The sequence below is a fragment of the Maribacter cobaltidurans genome (genome assembly GCF_002269385.1).
In the GTDB taxonomy this organism is placed as follows: Bacteria; Bacteroidota; Bacteroidia; order Flavobacteriales; family Flavobacteriaceae; genus Maribacter; species Maribacter cobaltidurans.
The window spans coordinates 1,024,296-1,044,274 of sequence record NZ_CP022957.1; the positions used below are offsets into that span (position 1 = coordinate 1,024,296).

Genomic DNA, 19,979 nt, shown 5'->3' on the forward strand with positions numbered 1-19,979 from the left:
TGATATTCTTAATTCTTACTTTTAGGTTTGGACATATTATCCTTGTTCTTATCAAAAACATAGTCTATCACTTGCTGATGCCTCGCCTTCGACCTAACCGCACTTCCCGCTGCCGGTGCGGCATAAAACCTTCTCGAGGCTACTCTAAATTTATTGACATCGCTAAAATGCATCAACAAATGGCTCCAAGCCCCCATATTTCTAGGTTCCTCTTGCGCCCATACAATATCATCGGCATTTTTATATTTCTTGATAATATCCTTCATTTGTTGCTCGGGCAAAGGGAATAATTGTTCCAATCGTACCAAAGCCACATCATCACGATCCAGCTCCTCCTTGACGGCCAACAAGTCATAATAAAACTTTCCTGTACAAAAAACCAAACTTTTCACTTTCTTGACATCCGCCATGGCATCGTCTATGACTTCCCTAAAACTACCATTGGACAACTCTTCAACAGTGGAGACTGCCTTTGGATGTCTTAACAAACTCTTTGGGGTAAAGATAATCAACGGCTTTCTAAAATTTGCCTTCATTTGCCTTCTTAGGATATGGAACATTTGAGCCGGCGTTGTAACATCGGCAATGTACATATTATCCCTGGCACACAATTGAAGGTAACGCTCCATTCTTGCTGAAGAATGTTCAGCCCCTTGGCCTTCATACCCATGCGGCAGAAGCATTACAAGTCCATTCTGCAACTTCCATTTATCCTCTGCGGCGGAGATATACTGATCGATCATAATCTGCGCCCCATTGCTGAAGTCCCCAAATTGGGCTTCCCAAATGGTCAAGGTATTTGGGCTTGCCATGGCATAGCCATAATCAAAACCGACTACCCCATATTCTGATAATAGGGAGTTATAAATTTGGAATCTGCCCTGGTCCTCTGATATATTGTTCAACAATAGAACCTCTTCTTCGCTCTCCTCGACCTTCATCACCGCATGTCTGTGGGAGAACGTTCCCCTTTCAACATCCTGACCGGACATACGAACTCCAAAGCCTTCCTGAAGCAAAGTACCATAAGCCAACAATTCGCCCATGGCCCAATCCAAGGAATCCGACTCAAAGAACATTTTATGTCTATCCTTTATTAACTTCTCTACCTTACGAAGGAATTTTTTACCCTTTGGCAATTGGGTAATCACTTTTGCTATTTCCGTAAGTTTTTCCTTGTCAAATGTGGTGTCCACAGGGTCCATCATCTCCCACTCGCGAACATTTTCAAACCCTTTCCACTCATCAGCCATAAAAGGGGTAATGACAGTCTTGTCCTCTTTTCTGGAGTCCTCCAGCTTTACTTCAAGACTATCCTTATATTGTTTTTCAAGTTCGGCCACATACCCATCATCTATTACTCCTTCATTTATCAATCGTTCCGCATAAATATCACGAGGATTCTGATGTTTTGCTATGGCCTTATATAATTTGGGCTGGGTAAACCTAGGCTCATCACCTTCATTATGCCCATATTTTCTATATCCCAATAAATCTATGAAAACATCCTGATCAAACTGCATTCTATACTCCAAAGCGAACAAAGCGGCATGGACCACGGCTTCCGCATCATCAGCATTTACATGCAATACCGGACTTAAGGTCACCTTACCTACATCAGTACAATACGTCGAGCTTCTGGCATCTAGATAATTCGTTGTAAACCCAATTTGGTTATTTACCACGATATGAATTGTACCCCCGGTCTTATAACCGTCCAAATTGGCCATTTGAACCACTTCATATACAATGCCTTGGCCGGCAATGGCCGCATCGCCATGTACTACTATAGGAAGTACTTTTGAAAAATCATCCTGATAATGAGCATCTTGCTTCGCCCTGGCAATACCTTCCACTACGGCACCCACCGTTTCCAAATGGGATGGATTGGGCGCAATGTTCATTCTAATCTTGTTACCATTATCGGACATTCTATCCGAGGTCCAACCCAAGTGGTATTTTACGTCCCCATCAAAAATCTCCTGTTCATAATCCTTACCGTCAAATTCACTAAAAATATCCTTGGCAGACTTCCCAAAAATATTGGTGAGCACATTTAGGCGGCCCCTGTGGGCCATTCCCATTACGAATTGTTTGACCCCCATTTCCGCGGCACGCTCTACTATAACATCAAGGGCAGGAATCAATGATTCATTCCCCTCCAAGGAAAATCGCTTTTGGCCCACGTATTTCGTGTGCAAAAAGCCTTCAAAGGACACGGCCTGATTCAGCTTTTTGAGGATATGCTTTTTTCTTTCCGGACTAAAGTTGGGATGATTGTCATTGACATTGATCCAATTCTGAATCCATTTTATACTTTCGGGCTTTCGAATATACATATACTCTACCCCAATGGAATCACAGTAAATACTGGTCAAATGGGCAATAATCTCACGAAGCGAACTAGGCCCGATGCCTATTATATCACCTGCATTAAAAACAGTATCCAAATCGGCATCCGTCAATCCAAAATTATCGATAGAAAGGGTAGGCTCATAACGCCTTCTTTCGCGCACCGGATTCGTTTTCGTAAAAAGGTGCCCCCTGCTTCTATAACCATCGATCAACCTAATTACCTGAAACTCCTTTTGCAAGGATTCCGGCATTTCTACCTGATTTCCATTTATTGTAACGGTAGTTCTATGCTCAGGGTCTATATCCAATTCGTCCAACGAACTTTCAATACCAAAATCAAATCCCTGAAAAAAAGCTCGCCAACTGGGCTCAATACTATCCGGATTGATTAAATACTTGTCATATAACTCGGAAAAATAGGAGGTATGAACAGCATTCAAAAAGGAATATTTATCCATGAATTACTTTCTGTATCTTTAGAAGAAATTTGAACAAAAATACAACATTTACGATATCTAACAGAAAGTTGGAAGCGTTTATTGAAAAAAATAATGTTTAAAACAAATTTTTAAAAACTATTATGAAAAATTGGATTTTTATCGGTTTTGTTACAATTTTTCAGGTGATATGCCATGCCCAATCCTCTAATAGTGACTCCAACTTTTTCGGTAGGGTAAGATACGGAGGAAGTCTTGGAATGGGATTTTTTAATGGTGGATTCAATATCAATGTTTCTCCTAGTGCAATTTATCCCGTAACCAATGAATTTTCCGCAGGGGCCAGCCTTAATTTTAATTATGCCGAATTCGACGATGAAAAACTTTTGGCCTATGGAGGAAGCATTTTGTCCCTTTATAACCCAATCCCTCAAATACAACTTTCCGCAGAATTTGAGCAACTTAGAATAAATAGATCTTTGGAAGCCGTTCCCTATACCCTAGAGGACAATTATTGGCTTCCGGCCCTATTTTTAGGCGTGGGATATAGCACGTATAATGTTACATTTGGCCTGCGATATGATTTACTTTACAATGACAATAAAAGTATTTACGGAAATGCATTAATGCCATTTGTTCGTGTATATTTTTAAGCAATCAATTCGCCTCACAAACCAATAACCAAACCAACCAATATGAATAAACTGAAAAACAGATACCTCTCCCTTGATGTTTTTAGGGGATTGGATGTGGCTTTAATGATCATTGTAAATTCTCCCGGCAATGGAGATACCAGCTTTGCGCCTTTAAAGCATGCGGAGTGGCATGGGTTTACCTTAACGGACCTTGTTTTTCCCACCTTTTTATTTGTGGTTGGAAACGCCATGAGCTTCAGTATGAAAAAGTATGAGACCCTAGGAGATGCTGCCTTTTTCAAAAAAGTATTGAAGCGATTTGCGATTATATTTCTCTTGGGATTCTTAATGTATTGGTTTCCTTTTTTTGAAAACGGAACGCTAAAACCTCTTGCCGAAACCCGAATATTTGGCGTTCTTCAGCGCATTGCCCTGTGCTATCTTTTTGCTTCTATTCTAGTCTATTATTTCAAAACACGAACTGTAATTATATTTAGCGCATGCGCTTTGATAGGTTACCACATTCTTTTACTGACTTTTGGAGACCTTACTTTACTAGGCAATGCTGTTTTAAAGCTAGATAAATTTTTAATTGGTGCCGATCATATGTACCATGGCAATGGCGGTGTAGCTTTCGACCCTGAAGGGCTATTAAGCACATTGCCTTCCATCGTGAATGTCATAGCTGGATACCTTACAGGTAAATTCATTCAAAAAAATGGACAGAACTACGAAACGGTGGCGAAACTTCTAATGTTTGGCTGCGTTTTGGTTTTTGCAGGATTGGCTTGGGATTTAATTTTACCCATTAATAAAAAACTATGGACCAGTTCTTTTGTGCTTTTAACATGCGGAATTGACCTCTTCGTTATTGCTATTTTGGTTTACTTGTTAGACATGACCAAGAACTTTAAAAGGACATACTTTTTTGAGGTTTTTGGAAGGAATACCCTCTTTATTTACCTCTTATCCGAAATCTTCGTTATCAGCTTGTTTGAAATTAAAATAAAAGGAACAAGTGCTTACAATTGGATAGCGGATAATATATTCATTGCAACAACTGGAGACTACGTGGGGTCCTTTTTATTCGCCCTTTGGGTTATGCTAACGTGCTGGCTGGTTGGTTATATTATGGACAAGAAAGGTATTTACATAAAGGTTTAATTTTTTGAATCGCAACAAGCTACGAAGCGCATTTACTTGTATTTGTTTCTGAGCCAAACCTTTTGAAATTCCCGATTTAGGATTAGAAACGCCACTTGGCCTGAAACCTCAACGGCATCGGTCACCTCTATATGTTGAAATTCTTTTTCCGGGATATCTATGACATAAAGCACATTTAAATATTCAGAAAACTTTTCCATCATCAGGAAATAGATTTTCTCAACAAGCACCTTAATCAGTTCTTCACTTTTGATATCACTAGTTATATTCAAGGGATTATTGGCTAACGTAAAATCCTTTTCCAATTGCAACACCAAACTGTAATACAATTCTTGATTTTCAGATAATTTTAATAACTGCCTACTATTCTGAACTTGGTGCTCCATATAATGATTTAAATCGAGAAGTTACTGCTTATAGACAACCCCTTCCTTCATCACGAAAGAAACTTCTTCCAAGGTATTCACATTATCCAAAGGATTATCGTCTACGGCCACAATATCGGCAACATAACCCTCCTTTAATTGTCCCAACTCATTTTCCATTCCCAATAACCGAGCATTGGTGATGGTAGCGGAACGCAGGGTTTCAATAATGGGCATTCCCGCGGCATGCATATATCCAAATTCCTTACCGTTATCTCCATGCGGAGAAACACCAGAATCCGTCCCAAAGGCAATGGGCACTCCCTTCTTGTAAGCTCTGGCAAAAGTAGCGTTAAGGAGCGGTCCTATTTCCAAAGCTTTTTTTGCCACAACAGGTGGTAAATAGCCTGGAATTTTGGCCAAACGTGCCGCCTCTTGTCCTGCGGAAATAGTGGGTACCATGTAAGTATTTTTTTCAATCATAAGGTCCATGGTTTCATCGGACATCATGGTACCGTGCTCTATTGTTTTTATACCCGCCTTGACCGCTCTTTGCATGCCTTCGTCCCCATGGGCATGTGCTGCTGTAAGCATTCCATAATCATTGGCAGTTTCTACAATTGCTTTTATTTCGTCAAAAGTAAATTGCGGATTTTGACCATTTTTGGCAACGCTAAGCACACCGCCCGTAGCCGTTATCTTAATAACATCGGCACCATCTTTATAACGCTGTCTAACCGCTTTCCTTCCATCATCCGGAGAATTCACCACCCCGTCTTTTGGCCCTGGATCCCCCATCAAATCATCTCTTACACCGTTGGTTGGATCCGCATGACCTCCTGTAGTAGCTATTGATTTACCGGCGGTAAATATTCTTGGGCCAACAACAGTCCCTTTATTGATGGCGTTCCGCAAGGCTATGTTTACACCTGAACCCCCTAAATCCCGTACGGTCGTAAAACCCGCCATCAATGTTCTTTTGGCATAGACGGTAGATTGCAAGGCAACATCCGCCTCATTTTTGGTAAATCGTTCCAAATATCTTGAAGGACTCGATTCGCTTTCTATATGAACATGCATATCGATAAAACCTGGTAAAACTGTCTTTGATTTTAAATCCACTACGTTATCATCGGTAGTTCCTGAAACGTATCCATCCAGAATACTTTTGATTTTATTCCCTGAAACAACAATGGTCTTTTCGGATTGCAGCTTTCCGGATTTCACATCCAAAATTTCACCACATTGGAGATAAGTATCTTGGGCACTGGCAATTAAGCCCACAAAAAACAAGGCAAATAGTAATTTAAAATTCATGACGCTGGTATTTATAATAAATTAAGGGGAAATATAGCATATTTCCCCTTATTAAAGATTTCTATCCAAAGAAATCAATTTCTAATTTTTTGTTCCCATTCCCATGCCGATTTCATAGCTTGGTCCAACGAGTATTGCGATTTCCAACCAAGTACATTATTGGCCTTGGTCGTATCTGCATATGCCGAAGTGATATCGCCAGGTCTTCTGCCTACTATTTTGTAATTCAGTTTTTCGCCTGAAACCCTTTCAAAACTATGAATTACTTCCAGGACCGAACTTCCTTTTCCAGTACCTACATTAAAGACTTCATAATTTTGGCTGTTCTTTGAAGCCAATAAGCGCTCCAAAGCCACGACATGGGCCTTTGCCAAATCCACGACATAGATGTAATCTCGAATACAGGTGCCATCTTCCGTGGGATAATCATCGCCAAAAACAGATAGTTCCTTTCTAAGCCCAACACCGGTTTGTGTTATAAATGGCACTAGGTTCTGTGGTACACCAATGGGTAATTCTCCAATTTCAGTGCTAGGATGGGCACCCATAGGATTAAAGTATCGGAGTGCAATGGCATTTAACTGGGGGGTTACCTTGCAGGTATCCCTAATAATTTCCTCGCCTATCTGCTTGGTATTTCCATAGGGAGATTCGGCCTCCTTAACGGGAGCATCTTCGTTTATGGGCATTTCATCTGCTTGGCCATAAACGGTACAGGAAGAACTAAAAATAAAACTGGACTTGTTCTTTTTACTGAGCTCCTTTAATATATAAATAAGGGTACCAATGTTATTCTCATAATACAGTAATGGCTTCTCAACACTCTCCCCTACCGCCTTGGAAGCGGCAAAGTGTATTACCCCTTCTATATCCTGATATCTTTGAAAAAAGTCTTCGACCTTGTTTCTATCCTTTAAATCCAACTTTTCAAAAATTGGTTTTGCCCCGGTTATTTTTTCTATACCACCTAGAACCTTCTCATCGGCATTGGAACAATCGTCTATGATTATAACCTCGAATCCTTTGTTTTGCAGTTCTACTACCGTATGGGAACCTATAAAACCCAGACCTCCCGTAACTAGTATTTTCATTTCAATTATTTTGTTAGGCTTTAAAAATAGTACATAAAAAACCTAAGAATTCATAAACTCGATGACCTTATCGGCAATAAAGGTAATTTGTTCATCGTCAAGTTCAGTATGCATCGGCAGGGAAATAACTTCTTCCACCAATTGGTTGGTCACCTTAAAATCCACTTCATTATACCTTTCATCCAAATAAGCTTTTTGGCGGTGCAATGGAATTGGGTAATACACACCGCAAGGAATATCATTGCCGTTAAGGAATTTGACTAAATCATCACGCTTTCCATTTATAATTCTCAATGTGTATTGATGAAATACGTGGCAATCACAATTTTCACAAATGCCTTCGCAAGATCTTACCGTTTTGGGTAGCACAATATTCTTTTCATTTTTTAAAGCCTCATTATACTTCTTGGCTGCGGCTCTTCGGTCATTGCAATATCCATCCAATTTTGGCAATTTGGCCCTAAGGACGGCAGCCTGAATAGAATCTAATCTAGAATTCACCCCCACAACATCATGGTGGTATCGCTCATACATACCATGGTTTACAATTCCTCTTATGGTATGTGCCAAGACATCATCATTGGTAAAAATGGCTCCCCCATCGCCATAGCATCCCAGATTTTTTGAGGGAAAAAAGGAAGTTGCCCCTACATGACCAATGGTTCCAGCCATTTTTTTTGTCCCATCGGCAAACTGATATTTAGCTCCAATGGCCTGAGCATTGTCCTCGATAACGTAGAGATTATGTTTCTGAGCTATCCCCATTATGGCATCCATATTGGCACATTGGCCAAAAAGATGTACGGGCACTATGGCTTTTGTTTTTGAAGTTATTGCCTTCTCAACAGCCTCAATATCTATATTGAAGGTTTCCATATCCACATCTACCAGAACCGGTGTAAGTTGCAATAGGGCTATAACCTCTACCGTGGCCGCAAAAGTAAAGTCGGCGGTTATGACTTCATCCCCAGGTTTTAAACCGAGCCCCATCATGGCTATTTGTAGGGCATCTGTTCCATTGGCGCAAGGAATGACATGTTTAACGCCAAGATAATCTTCCAGCTCCTCTTGAAAGGCGTGGACTTCCGGTCCATTTATGAAAGACGACGATTCCAGTATTTTGGAAATTGATTCATTGACTTGCTCCTTTATTTCCTGATATTGACCACCAAGGTCAACCATCTGTATTTTTTTCATTTTGCGTTATTAGGTGAAGTAGGGCAAAAATACGAAACGTGCCATAATGATTTTCTTTAAAGAACCGTAATTTAGTCGCAAACAAATCAAATTGAGATACATCTATTCCTTTATTGTTTTCATAAGCTGGCAAATTCTAAAGTTAGTGGCACTTGTCAATCCCAAGATTTCCCAATTTGTATCGGGACGTAAAGAAGTCTTTGACGTCTTAAAAAATAGAACTTCAGAAACCGATAAGGTGCTCTGGATACACGCCGCGTCCTTGGGAGAATATGAGCAGGGGTTGCCCATATTGGAGAGATTAAAATTGGAATATCCCACCCATAAGATTCTGTTGACATTTTTCTCTCCGTCGGGATACGAAGTGAAAAAGGATTCGTCCCCGGCGGACATCACCACGTATCTGCCTATTGACACCCCAAAAAAAGCGGCCATGTTTTTGGATACGGTGAAACCCAGTTTGGCCATCTTCATCAAATACGAAATTTGGCCAAATTATTTACATATGCTGAATAAGAGGAAGATTCCAGCTCTCCTAATTTCGGCAAGATTTAAGCCCGATAAAATATTCTTTAAAAGTTATGGCGGGTTTATGCGAAGTTCATTAAGTCAATTTTCCCACATTTTTGTACAGGACGATAATTCCTATATGTTATTAAAAAACATTGGAATTGAAAAGGTGTCGGTAGCAGGAGATACCAGATTGGACAGGGTATTGGAAATATTGGAACAGGATAATTCTCTCGGGTTCATGGACCAATTCCAACAAAGAAAAAATTGTCTCGTCGCTGGAAGCACCTGGCCAGAAGATGAAAAATTACTGGTCGAATTCATAAATAACACTAAGGGTGATGAGAAATTTGTCATAGCTCCGCACAACATTAATGGGGAGCACATTCAAAATCTAAAAAAAAGCATCAGTAAAAAGACATTGCTTTATACCGACCTTCCAAAACAAATATCTGCTGACATACAAGTAATCATTATAGATACCATTGGACTTTTGACCAAAATTTATAGTTATGCAAATATAGCCTATGTGGGTGGGGGATTTGCCACGGGACTCCACAACACCCTGGAACCAGCAGTTTTTGGTATTCCGGTTATTATCGGGCCAAACTATAAGGGATTTCTGGAAGTCGAGGATTTGGTCCAACTAGGTGGAATACTTCCTATAAAGAATCAAAAAGAATTTAACGAGGTTATAAATCAACTGTTTAATAACGCGAAAGAAAGTAGCAGCATAGGAGCCATTAATTCTCAATACATTTTAAACAACAAAGGGGCAAGCATCCAAATCATGGAAGGGATACGTACATTATTATAGTAATCCTAGTCTCAATTAAGATGAAAAGCCCTCAAATCTTTTATATTTTACTGCTTTCTGTCATACTTAAGTCATGTTGGGACCCCTATGTAAATTCCAAGGAAAACAATAAGGAAGAAATCCAAAAAAGAATGGATTCTACCAAAATAGATTCGAGCTTATTTGAACGACCTAGAAGAAAAATTAAGAGCCCTAAAAGAAACAAGGCCTTGGATACTTTGAGGCCCGGCATAGCAATCTTAATTCCATCTTGGAAGGATTTAGAAGCTCAAAAAGGATAAATTGAATTTCGTTCTTAACGGGATATTTTCACCCCTTAATCGAATTAAGACTCTGTTTTTCAAGATCTTTGTTCAAAATTGGGTATCTTGTAGTAAACAACACTAATAGGATTATGGAACAAGAACTACCCTTTGGAGTAAAAATCCTCAATGGTTTTTTAAAAATTATGATTGCTTGTCTTATTTGCATTTTGGTTGCAATACCCATTGCGTGGATTTTAGATGCTATGGGGCTTATTTAAACCAATAACTATAGAACCAACAAAGTATTTAAGGGGTGTACTATGCGAACGGTACATCCTTTTTGTTTTCAATATCGACCAAAAGTTTATTAATATCGATGTAATACAAAAATTTTGGGATATCCGACAACAAAAATAAGACCTTACACCACGTTAAAGCCCTGATACACAACATGAAACACAATTAAACTTCCAATAATCCGTATTTTAAGGTAAATAACTTTTAAAGTAGGTAATGTTATGAACAATTTATCATTTAAAACCGGGGTTGATGCATATCTGTCAATTCTCATTATTACAATGAACGCCTTTTTGGCCGTTGTTGCAGTTGGATCTCTATTGGCCTTATTTGGCTTAATATAAACAATTAAAATTTTCGATTATAGATTTAAATCTACAATTAACCAAAAGGACCCTCTCAAAAAGAGGGTTTTTTTGTGTTTAAATTTTGAAGAGACCAGTCTAAGTTATTTAATTATTTTTTCAATCAAAATCAACTTCATGATAATCAATGGGCTGTAAACAGCTGTTATGTAAATCAGCTTCTAATAGACGATTCCTTAATAGTATTTGACCAGTTTATTTTATAATTTAGGGGACTTCCTAAAGCTGACAATGACGGTTTGAACAAAAGCTCCAAAATATTCGTTATACTTTTTTTTTCTATTCAATCATTTGTTTTTTCCCAAAAACAAGAAAATGATAGTATAGGCGACTATTTTAATCGTATTGAAAAGTTAGTTTCAGAAACTAAGCACCAAAATAAATACCAGGAGATAAATACACTTACAGCCTTAAAGGACAATGCTTTTGGAAAGAAGAAAGCCGATATCCTTTTACAACTTTGCCATTTATACAAGTACAGGAACATAGAAATTGCAAAAAATTACAATAAAGAAGCATTGGCGGTTTCCGAAGAACTGAACTATTACAATGGCATTATCAAGGCCAAGTACAATAGGGCCTATTTACTTTTCATTCAGGGAGACTTCAATCGTTCCATGGAAGTTATAAAAAGCCTAGAACAAGAAATAAATTATAGAAAATATCCTGAAACCTATGCGGAATTTGAAACCTTAAAATCTGACATTCATACAGAAAAGGGAGAGTACGATATTGCCTTGGAAACGGGACTTAAACTTTTGGACATTGCAGAAAACACCAAGAACGAATTTGTTCTATCCAAAGCACATGCCGCTCTATCCCATTATTACCTTCGAATAGAGAATTACCAGAAAGCTCTGGAACATTGTTTAAAGGGGTTGGATTATATCATAAAACAAAAGGACACCCACTACATTTTTCAAAAAGTGGATGAAATAGCAAGGATGTCCGCTAAACTAGGAAATAAGGAAGCCGCTTTAAAAGCTTATGATTTTTATTTGAAGATCGAAAAAGAATTGTACTCACCAGGCAGCTATATCCAAAGTGTTGTTTATATGAACATGGCGGATATTTACATGTCTAATGGTGAATTCGATAAATCCCAGAATTATCTTGACCAAGCCTTGAATATGGTAAAAAGTAATAACTATAGATTTAGGCTGCCAAGGGCTCTCATGATTCAGGCAGAGCTTCATTTAAGGACCAAGGATACCACCAATGCCATACAGGCCTATGAAAAAAGTATCGACGCCGCTGAAAACATAAATGCTTTTGATGTCATAAAGTCCAATAGCCTTATTCTCATGGACCTTTATAAAAGGACGAATGAACCCGGAAAAGTGGATGAATACAAAACCTTATACGATGCCATAAGGGACTCCCTGTTCAACAATGAAAAGGAACAACGTATCATCATTCTTGAAACTAGAAGAAAAATCAAAGAGGCTAATCAAAGAGAGCAAGCCCTTGAATTGAAAAACGTTACTCAAAAATCACAATTAACTGCAATCATTACAGCTTTGGCATCTTTTCTGGTCATTGGATTGTTTATTGTAATAGCCTATGTCAAGATAAAGGAAAAGAACAAAGTCATCTATAGAAGAACCATTGAAAAACTAGAGGCACAGCTAAAGAGGGATGACCAAAGTGTTCAAGTCAAAAATAAAGGTTCTAAAGTAGAAGATAAAACCAATACCCCTCTTGACAATAATATAAAGGACATTATCCTAAAGCGATTAAAAAAACTAGAAAGAGAAAATTTCTTTATTGATTCCCATTGTAATCTTCATCTACTCGCGGAGAAACTTAAGACGAATCCTAAGTACCTATCCCAGGTTATCAATATTGAGATGGGTTCCAACTTTAACAACTACATAAATGAGTTGAGAATCAACTATTTATTAACCAGATTATTGCAGGATGAAGAATTCCGTAAAAGTAAGCTCAGTTACATTGCCTCATCGGTAGGCTACAACAATCTAAATACATTTAATGCAGCCTTTAAAAAAAGACAAGGAATTCTTCCTTCATACTTCATTAAGCAATTGAATGAAGAAAATAATTAATTGGGCAAGTTTTAAAATCGAAAAAGGTAGTATGTGGAACCAATACTACCTTTTTTTGAAATTAAATAAACTAACTCTAACAATTTTGCAACTATTACTACAACAAGATACACTAAAAACCAGTCACTTACGTTATAATTTAGCCGAAATCAGGTAAAATTCATGAATTTGGAGTACAGTATTACATGTAGGGGCAAGTTGAATATTTTAATCGTAATTGAGCATAAATTTTCAAAAAAACTTTCACCTTACCAACCTTGTAATTCATTTCCCAATAGCAAATTACCTTATACTTTACTTTCTCAACTAGGAACAGGTACTATTAGCCAATATCCTATAAATTCCAAGGGAAACATGTAATGATGACCAACAAAAAGTGGAACGTTAAGCTCCTGAAACAAAAACAAGTGAAGGTATAATTACCAACATACCCAATTAGTCATAAAAAAAGCTTGGAGATTAATATCTCCAAGCTTATATAAAATTAGACTAAAATGAGAAGCTCAATTAATAAGCAGGATCTTGTGTTAAAGTCGCCGTTCCATCAAGGAAGGAGCGGTCAATTGCTTGTGAGGGAATTGGGAAGTATTCATTTCTTCCCTCAGTAAAGGATCTTCCATTTAAATAACTTCTATGCTGAGACTCACTTGCTAGATATGCATTTAACGTTTCGGCAGCTATTCCCCATCTAACCAAATCCCAAAAACGATGACCTTCCATGGCGAACTCCAATCGAGTTTCAAAACGTACCGCTTTTCTGGCTAAGTCCTGATCTGTCCACGGGGTATCATAGGTAGCAATGTCATAATTGGCAGCAGGAACTCCTTCTTCAACAGTAAAATCATTCCTGCTAGCACCCTGAATAGCATTTGGCACAAATCCAACTGGATTGGCTGCTCTTGCCCTAATTTGGTTCACCAATGCCCTAGCTTCTTCCAAATTTCCAAGTTCCACTTCCACTTCTGCTAACCATAAAATTATCATACTCAATCTCATGTAGCGATAATTATTAGCAGTTAGGTTACCCCATCCACCAATTCCAAAGCCTTCTGGTTCCGCTACATGCTTTTTGGAGAAAAAAGGACCGGCATAGGACAGATCCCTCACGAAATCAGTTTGATAGATTTTAAAACCTTTGTATAAAATTCCAGGTCTACCTACGGTATGGTCTAATCGTGGATCCAGAGTAGTGGTTACTACAGAAGATCCATCTGGATTCGTATCTGAAGAAACATCGGTGTCATCAAAGTTATCTAACAACGGTAATCCATTTTCCGTTTGATAGGCATTTACCAAGTTTTGGGAAACTTGATAAAACCCACAACAGCCCCAAGGATCGGTATATGGATGGGCCAATCCCATACCTCTTGAAGAAGCTTGATCCGCGGCACTACTAATAGCATACTGAATTTCAAAAATGGATTCTGAATTATTTCGAGTAGCCACTAGGAAGTTGTCCTCGAAATTTTCCACCAGACTAAAAGGACCATTGTTTATAATATCCTCTAATATTGGTTTTGCCTCTTGTAATTTTGAAATATTGGCCGAACCATCATTGTTCCATCCCTGATAAACCTTGGCCTTCGCCAGAAATGCTTTGGCAGCCCAACTCGTTGGTCTACCTACATCACCTTGCGTATCGGGCAATACCGATGCCGCCGCTTCTAAATCAGCTTCAATCAATGGCCAAATCTCCCGATCATTTGGAACCAATGTACTATTGACATCATTGATGTCAAAGTTTTCGTCACTCACATATTTTGGCATCCTCCACATTTTACGGGCTTCCATATGAAACACCCCTCTTAAAAAAGTTGCTTCAGCTATTATTTGTTGTCTTCTTGCGTCATCCAATTCCTCCACAGTATTGGCAGAAACAATGGCATCATTTGCCCGTGCAATACCTTTGTACAAAGACCGCCACCTATTGGTAATATGCCCATTAAACGCTTGAAAATCATAGGCTTCTATAAACGACTGCTCAGGTTGGTCACCTGCATCCGTTCCTTTAAGGGCATCATCAGAAGCAATATTAAATGCCCAGTTTTCTACTGTTACATTCCAATCATTGGTACCATCAAGTCCAGAACCATCTATCATGGCATAGGCACCCAGTAAGATACCTTCCACGCCATCTGGTGTTAAAAGACTTGGCTGACCAAATTGCCCCTCAGGTTCCCTTGTTAAGAATTCATCACTACAGCCCGTAACCAGGACCAGAAGACCAGTCAGTGCTGTGAAAATTAGTTTTATCTTTTTCATTTTTTATAATTTATTTATTTTAAAAGCTTTCACGATCCTATCTATTTAATTAGTCAAAAGTTACTCTTAACCCTACTGTATAGGTTTTGGATACTGGCATAAATCCACCGTCAAAGCCAAGAGTCGCATCACTTCTCGGTGAATTAATTTCAGGATTCAAACCTGAATATTTAGTCCATGTGGCCAAGTTTTGGCCTTGAATATAAACCTGCGCCCTAGAAATTCCAATATTGTCTAGGAGGTCTTCAGAGAAGTTGTAGGTCAATTGCACATTCTTCAAGCGAAAATAACTGCCATCTTCAATAAAATAGGAAGAAGGACGACTACTTACCTGATCGTTTGCATCCATTATTGGTACGGTAGCGTTTGGATTTGCGGCTACCCATTCGCTACGCGGTGCAGTAGGATTAGTAGGCTGCCAAGCATCATACAGCGCCCTTGTTGACCTATTACCTTGAAACGTGTTAAAATCAGCAAAATAACGAACGTAGTTGTAAACATCATTACCTTGGAAACCGTTACCAAAAATATTCAAGGCTAAATTCTTGTAATTGAAATCCAAGTTGATACCATAAGTGAAATCAGGGTGAGGACTTCCAATAATCGTTCTGTCATCATCCGTAATTTCACCATCATTATTCACATCAACAACCCTGAATTTACCTGGAGCATTATAATCTCCATAATCAGGCCAAGCGTCTGCCTCTGCCTGAGACTGAAAGATTCCGTCTATTACAAAGCCATAAAAAGATGATATTGGACTACCTGCTTGAGTTACAGTTAATGAAGGCACACGGGAAGCATCCCCAAAGAGTCGAGTATCATCGCTTTCACTTAACCTGTTAACCTCATTGTTATATTGTGAGAAGTTGATTCCTATTCCGTAGCCCCAATCTCCTTTATTCTCATTCCAATTGATAGCCAAATCCACCCCTTTGTTGGTCATTTGACCCACATTAAAGAATGGAGCGCTAGCATCACCCGCGCTATAGGCAATTGGCGACCTAAACAACATATCAGACGTTACTCTGTCCCAAATATCCAAATTGAAATTCAACCTACTTGCAAACATGGTCATATCTATACCAAAGTTATTGGAGGTAGTAGTTTCCCATTTTGCATTTGGATTACCAAAGCCCGCTGCATCAAAACCAATGGCCGGCGCACTTGTAGAACCATCTATTGGATACCCAGCATTGAATATATTTGACCGGTATGTAGTATAGGCATTGTAATCCCCAATTTCTTGGTTCCCTGTTTTACCCCAGCCGTAACGTAATTTCAATTCGTCTATCCACTCTACGTTCTCCATAAAGCCTTCATCGGAAACCCTCCAACCTAAACTAAAGGCCGGGAAGAAAGCACTCCTAGATGCTGATTGGAATCTTGAAGATGAATCATTTCTAAGAATCAACTGTGCCAGGTATTTACCGTCATAATCATAGTTGAATTTTCCAAACTGGGAAAATAATGAGTAGTCGATATATGCTGCCCCGTCATTGAACGAAGTCGTTGCATCACCCAACCTTAGGTATCTCAGAATGTCAGTTGTTTCAAAGGCGAACTGATTTCTACCTGCATTAAAGAATTCACCGAAGGCCTGAATTCCCTCTATCCCTACAAAAGCATCCACATTATGAACCTCATTGAACGTTTTGCTATAGGTGAGTACAGTGTTCCACTGCCAGTTATATTCATATCTATTACTTGAGGTAGAACCGTTAATAAAGTTACCTTCCACATATTCCGGCTGAGGTCTCCTTAGGTCTATGCCTCTTTCATTTTCCGCATCTACACCAAAACTTGTTTTTAACTCCAATTCAGGTAAAATATCATAAGACGCATACACATTACCTAATAAACGGGTCCTATATCGTCTATCATCTGCATCCCTGGTTAAAATAGCGACCGGATTGAAGTTGTTACCAAGGTTGGCTCCCCTACTTCCTGCAAAATTACCTGCTATGTCATATATAGGTAACAAAGGATGATGCTTGTAGGCACCAGAAACGGTGTTCTGCTCATCATCATTGGAAAATCCTCCTTTTCTGTTATCCAAACTCACCGTTAGATTTTCCCCAATGGTTAGTTTGTTATTCAATGCCCGAAATTCTGTATTGGCTCTTATGGAAGTTCTATTGTAGCCTACAAACTTAGTAATCGCATCCTGCTCAAAATAACTCAAAGTAAAAGCATATCTAGCACTTTCGGTTGCGCCAGATGCACTAATCTGATGATTTAAAATTGGGGCAGATCGGATAGATTCTTCCCACCAGTTCGTATCTGCAGAACGGGTAATGGCGTAAATATTTCCAGGCTCCAAAGCATATAAACTTGGGTCTGTACCTGGGTCACCCTCATTGGCTCCACTAGGGAACACATAATCTGGAATGGTAACCTCGCCATTAGGTCCAAACGTATACTGACCATGACTTGGTGTTTTTCCAGCGTATAAATCAGCTAGATACAAATATTGACCTAATTCCCTAGCGTTCAAAGCTTCCACATCATTAGCTGCTGTTTGCATTCCATAATATGTTTCATAGCTAATAACAGGTTTACCCAACTTACCTTTTTTTGTGGTAATGATAATAACACCGTTGGCTGCACGTGAACCATAAATAGAAGCTGCCGAGGCGTCTTTCAACACCTGCAATGATTCAATATCTCCAGGATTTAAATTTGCTTGAGATCTTGAAGGAACACCGTCGATGATGTATAATGGGTCGTTATTACCAATAGTACCATAACCACGAATACGCACCTTGGCCTCTCCTCCTGGAGTCGCATCACTTACAATTCCAATACCAGCTGCCCTACCCTGCAACTGCTGAGCAAAGGTGGTTGCGGGTACAGCTGTCAACTGCTCAACATCTACTGTAGATACCGAACCTGTCACATCTCTTTTGGACTGAGAACCATACCCTGTTACTACTACCTCGTCCAAGGCAGCGGCGTCCTCCTCCAAGGTTACGTTAATGGTAGATTGTCCATTAACAGGAACCTCAACTGTTTTAAATCCAATGTAGCTAAACACCAAAGTAGCATTATTATCCACGTTATCCAAGGTGTAATTACCGTCGAAATCCGTCTGGGTACCACTAGTTGTGCCCTTTATCAGAACACTGGCCCCGGGTAAAGGCCCCGTTTGATCAGAAACAGTTCCGGTTACTGTTTGGGCATTTGCCAATCCAAAACATAAAAATGCCCCAAATAGCAATAAACCCTTTAAGAATGTACTCTTCATAAAAAATTTGGTTTAAGTTAATATTGATTGTTGTTAGTTAAAATGAAATCCTTTAATTAGTTACCATTACTACTAGAACTCTTGAAAAATTATGTTAATATTTCAATTTTTTCTTAAAACTACCTTAACGAAATGAAATCAAAAGGTATTCTGAACACAAAAACTATCAAATTCATGAATTTTCAGTTTTACGAAAGCCTTTTAGCTGTTAAAGTATAGATTTAAACAATATTATTAAGTGTTTAAAATACACGGTTAAAAACTGATTATTTTTCAATAATATTAATGTAATTTTAAGAAAAAAACATAAAAAAACTAAAATTTTCGTTAAAAATATTTCAAACGAAATTTTTAGCCCTCATCATACTAGCATTCATTTAAGGACAAAGACTTCTAAGTTCTTTACTTCTTAGAAAAATTAAATAGTTTAAAAGTATTTACCTAATTACTTATCGAAATATCCCCTCAGTCAAATAAATTTTAGAGCAAATTCAAGAATAAAGCGTATTCTTATTATATTCAAAATTATAGTTCAAAAAGAGTAGATTATGAAAACAAACCGTCGTGCTTTCATTGCTAAAATTGGAACGGCTGCGGCCTGCATACCGCTAGTTAAGTTCACACCTTTAACAATAATAAAACCACCCAAAACATTCGATTTTGAGATTTCTTTAGCGGAATTCTCCTTTGCCTCCGAGCTTTATACCGGTAAAATGTCCAATATGGATTTTCCAGAAAGGGCCAAAAACGTGCATGGTATTAATGTTCTGGAATATGTCTCAGGATTTTTTAAAGAAAAACACACGGACCATAATTACCTAAAGGAGTTAAAACAACGATGTGATGATCTTGGCATGATCAACCATCTTATTATGGTAGATGGTGGTAATATTGCCTCAATTGATGCACAAGAGCGAAATAAAGCAGTAGAGGGGCACTACCCTTGGGTAGATGCCGCCAAATTCTTGGGCTGTACTGCCATCCGAGTAAACTTGGGAGATACTATGGCAGCTCTGACAGGCAAAAAGGAACCTGGGGCACCTGAGGAAATTGCAGAAGCCGCCGTTGATGGATATGGTCAATTATTGGATTATGCGAATAAGGTTGGAATACAGGTATTGGTGGAAAATCATTTCGGGTTATCCACCAACCCAGATTGGCTAGTGGGAATTATGAAACAGTTAAATCAAGAGAATAAAGGATTCCTACCAGATTTTGGAAACTTCTGTTCCGAGAGAAGCAAGGCGGCAAGTATGGATTTTAAAGATTTATTGAATACGGAATGCCTCCATGAATATGACAAATATGAAGGTGTAACCAAAATGATGCCCTACACCAAGGCCATATCCGCCAAAACCTATTTATTTAATGAAAACGGAGAGGCTCAAAAAACAGATTTTTATAAAATGTTTAAAATCATTAAGGAAAACGGTTGGTCTGGAAAGTATGTGGGTATTGAATATGAAGGAGGTATCATGCGTGACCTAGCAGGAAAACCCGGGTATTTAAGTAATGATGAGGGAGTAAGTGCCACCAAATCGTTATTAGAAAAAGTACGTCGAGAACTTACTTGAAGCTTTAGGGGCCCAATTTCATTCCCTATATAAAA

Annotated in this window: 14 protein-coding genes; 7 read left to right on the forward strand and 7 right to left on the reverse strand. The window is 38.7% G+C overall.

The window, feature by feature from the left end; all coding sequences use genetic code 11:
* Window positions 1-8 precede the first annotated feature (8 nt).
* The gene (locus CJ263_RS04480) at window positions 9-2,813 is read right to left on the reverse strand and encodes a 2-oxoglutarate dehydrogenase E1 component (protein ID WP_094996161.1); all 2,805 of its coding nucleotides are present in this window, start codon (window positions 2,811-2,813) and stop codon (window positions 9-11) included.
* Between the two features lie 122 nt (window positions 2,814-2,935).
* On the opposite strand from CJ263_RS04480, the gene CJ263_RS04485 reads away from it, so the two are divergent.
* Both CJ263_RS04485 and CJ263_RS04490 read left to right on the forward strand, forming a co-directional pair.
* Window positions 2,936-3,445, forward strand: coding sequence for an alpha-ketoglutarate decarboxylase (locus CJ263_RS04485; RefSeq protein ID WP_229702331.1), 510 nt, complete (start codon window positions 2,936-2,938; stop codon window positions 3,443-3,445).
* A gap of 42 nt (window positions 3,446-3,487) precedes the next feature.
* Window positions 3,488-4,591 carry an acyltransferase family protein gene (locus CJ263_RS04490; RefSeq protein WP_094996162.1) on the forward strand — a complete coding sequence of 368 codons (1,104 nt, stop codon included), beginning with the start codon at window positions 3,488-3,490 and terminating at the stop codon, window positions 4,589-4,591.
* Window positions 4,592-4,623: 32 nt separating this feature from the next.
* Here the strand turns inward: CJ263_RS04490 and CJ263_RS04495 are convergent, their stop codons facing one another.
* From CJ263_RS04495 to CJ263_RS04510, 4 genes are all read right to left on the reverse strand, one after another.
* Window positions 4,624-4,977, reverse strand: a complete 354-nt coding sequence (locus tag CJ263_RS04495; protein ID WP_094996163.1) for a hypothetical protein — start codon at window positions 4,975-4,977, stop codon at window positions 4,624-4,626.
* 21 nt (window positions 4,978-4,998) lie between these two features.
* The gene (locus CJ263_RS04500; protein ID WP_094996164.1) at window positions 4,999-6,273 is read right to left on the reverse strand and encodes a metal-dependent hydrolase family protein; all 1,275 of its coding nucleotides are present in this window, start codon (window positions 6,271-6,273) and stop codon (window positions 4,999-5,001) included.
* Window positions 6,274-6,347: 74 nt separating this feature from the next.
* Entirely contained in the window at window positions 6,348-7,364 is a 1,017-nt protein-coding gene (galE, locus tag CJ263_RS04505; RefSeq protein WP_094996165.1) for a UDP-glucose 4-epimerase GalE, read from the reverse strand.
* A 42-nt stretch (window positions 7,365-7,406) separates the two neighbouring features.
* The gene (locus CJ263_RS04510; protein WP_094996166.1) at window positions 7,407-8,561 is read right to left on the reverse strand and encodes a DegT/DnrJ/EryC1/StrS family aminotransferase; all 1,155 of its coding nucleotides are present in this window, start codon (window positions 8,559-8,561) and stop codon (window positions 7,407-7,409) included.
* A gap of 91 nt (window positions 8,562-8,652) precedes the next feature.
* On the opposite strand from CJ263_RS04510, the gene CJ263_RS04515 reads away from it, so the two are divergent.
* The 4 genes from CJ263_RS04515 to CJ263_RS04525 all read left to right on the forward strand — a co-directional run bounded on the left by CJ263_RS04515 (window position 8,653) and on the right by CJ263_RS04525 (window position 12,861).
* Window positions 8,653-9,888, forward strand: coding sequence for a 3-deoxy-D-manno-octulosonic acid transferase (locus CJ263_RS04515; RefSeq protein ID WP_094996167.1), 1,236 nt, complete (start codon window positions 8,653-8,655; stop codon window positions 9,886-9,888).
* 20 nt (window positions 9,889-9,908) lie between these two features.
* Window positions 9,909-10,169 carry a hypothetical protein gene (locus tag CJ263_RS04520; RefSeq protein ID WP_094996168.1) on the forward strand — a complete coding sequence of 87 codons (261 nt, stop codon included), beginning with the start codon at window positions 9,909-9,911 and terminating at the stop codon, window positions 10,167-10,169.
* 113 nt (window positions 10,170-10,282) lie between these two features.
* On the forward strand, window positions 10,283-10,411 hold the full coding sequence (locus tag CJ263_RS21330) for a hypothetical protein (protein WP_262494258.1): 129 nt from the start codon (window positions 10,283-10,285) through the stop codon (window positions 10,409-10,411).
* 623 nt (window positions 10,412-11,034) lie between these two features.
* Complete coding sequence (locus CJ263_RS04525; protein ID WP_094996169.1) at window positions 11,035-12,861, forward strand: tetratricopeptide repeat protein; 1,827 nt, start codon at window positions 11,035-11,037, stop codon at window positions 12,859-12,861.
* Between the two features lie 507 nt (window positions 12,862-13,368).
* On the opposite strand, the gene CJ263_RS04535 is transcribed toward CJ263_RS04525, so the two are convergent.
* The gene (locus CJ263_RS04535; RefSeq protein WP_094996171.1) at window positions 13,369-15,123 is read right to left on the reverse strand and encodes a RagB/SusD family nutrient uptake outer membrane protein; all 1,755 of its coding nucleotides are present in this window, start codon (window positions 15,121-15,123) and stop codon (window positions 13,369-13,371) included.
* A 49-nt stretch (window positions 15,124-15,172) separates the two neighbouring features.
* Window positions 15,173-18,370, reverse strand: coding sequence for a SusC/RagA family TonB-linked outer membrane protein (locus tag CJ263_RS04540; RefSeq protein ID WP_094996172.1), 3,198 nt, complete (start codon window positions 18,368-18,370; stop codon window positions 15,173-15,175).
* Window positions 18,371-18,918: 548 nt separating this feature from the next.
* Between CJ263_RS04540 and CJ263_RS04545 the strand changes: the two genes are divergently transcribed.
* Window positions 18,919-19,944, forward strand: coding sequence for a sugar phosphate isomerase/epimerase family protein (locus CJ263_RS04545; protein WP_094996173.1), 1,026 nt, complete (start codon window positions 18,919-18,921; stop codon window positions 19,942-19,944).
* Window positions 19,945-19,979 lie beyond the last annotated feature (35 nt).

Excerpts from the sequence above, each read along its gene's own strand:
- CJ263_RS04490 (WP_094996162.1), top strand. The coding sequence starts at position 3,488 with ATGAATAAACTGAAAAACAGATACCTCTCCCTTGATGTTTTTAGGGGA.
- CJ263_RS04540 (WP_094996172.1), bottom strand. The coding sequence starts at position 18,370 with ATGAAGAGTACATTCTTAAAGGGTTTATTGCTATTTGGGGCATTTTTA.
- galE (WP_094996165.1), bottom strand. The coding sequence starts at position 7,364 with ATGAAAATACTAGTTACGGGAGGTCTGGGTTTTATAGGTTCCCATACG.
- CJ263_RS04510 (WP_094996166.1), bottom strand. The coding sequence starts at position 8,561 with ATGAAAAAAATACAGATGGTTGACCTTGGTGGTCAATATCAGGAAATA.
- CJ263_RS04535 (WP_094996171.1), bottom strand. The coding sequence starts at position 15,123 with ATGAAAAAGATAAAACTAATTTTCACAGCACTGACTGGTCTTCTGGTC.
- CJ263_RS04545 (WP_094996173.1), top strand. The coding sequence starts at position 18,919 with ATGAAAACAAACCGTCGTGCTTTCATTGCTAAAATTGGAACGGCTGCG.
- CJ263_RS04500 (WP_094996164.1), bottom strand. The coding sequence starts at position 6,273 with ATGAATTTTAAATTACTATTTGCCTTGTTTTTTGTGGGCTTAATTGCC.
- CJ263_RS04480 (WP_094996161.1), bottom strand. The coding sequence starts at position 2,813 with ATGGATAAATATTCCTTTTTGAATGCTGTTCATACCTCCTATTTTTCC.
- CJ263_RS21330 (WP_262494258.1), top strand. The coding sequence starts at position 10,283 with ATGGAACAAGAACTACCCTTTGGAGTAAAAATCCTCAATGGTTTTTTA.
- CJ263_RS04520 (WP_094996168.1), top strand. The coding sequence starts at position 9,909 with ATGAAAAGCCCTCAAATCTTTTATATTTTACTGCTTTCTGTCATACTT.
- CJ263_RS04485 (WP_229702331.1), top strand. The coding sequence starts at position 2,936 with ATGAAAAATTGGATTTTTATCGGTTTTGTTACAATTTTTCAGGTGATA.
- CJ263_RS04495 (WP_094996163.1), bottom strand. The coding sequence starts at position 4,977 with ATGGAGCACCAAGTTCAGAATAGTAGGCAGTTATTAAAATTATCTGAA.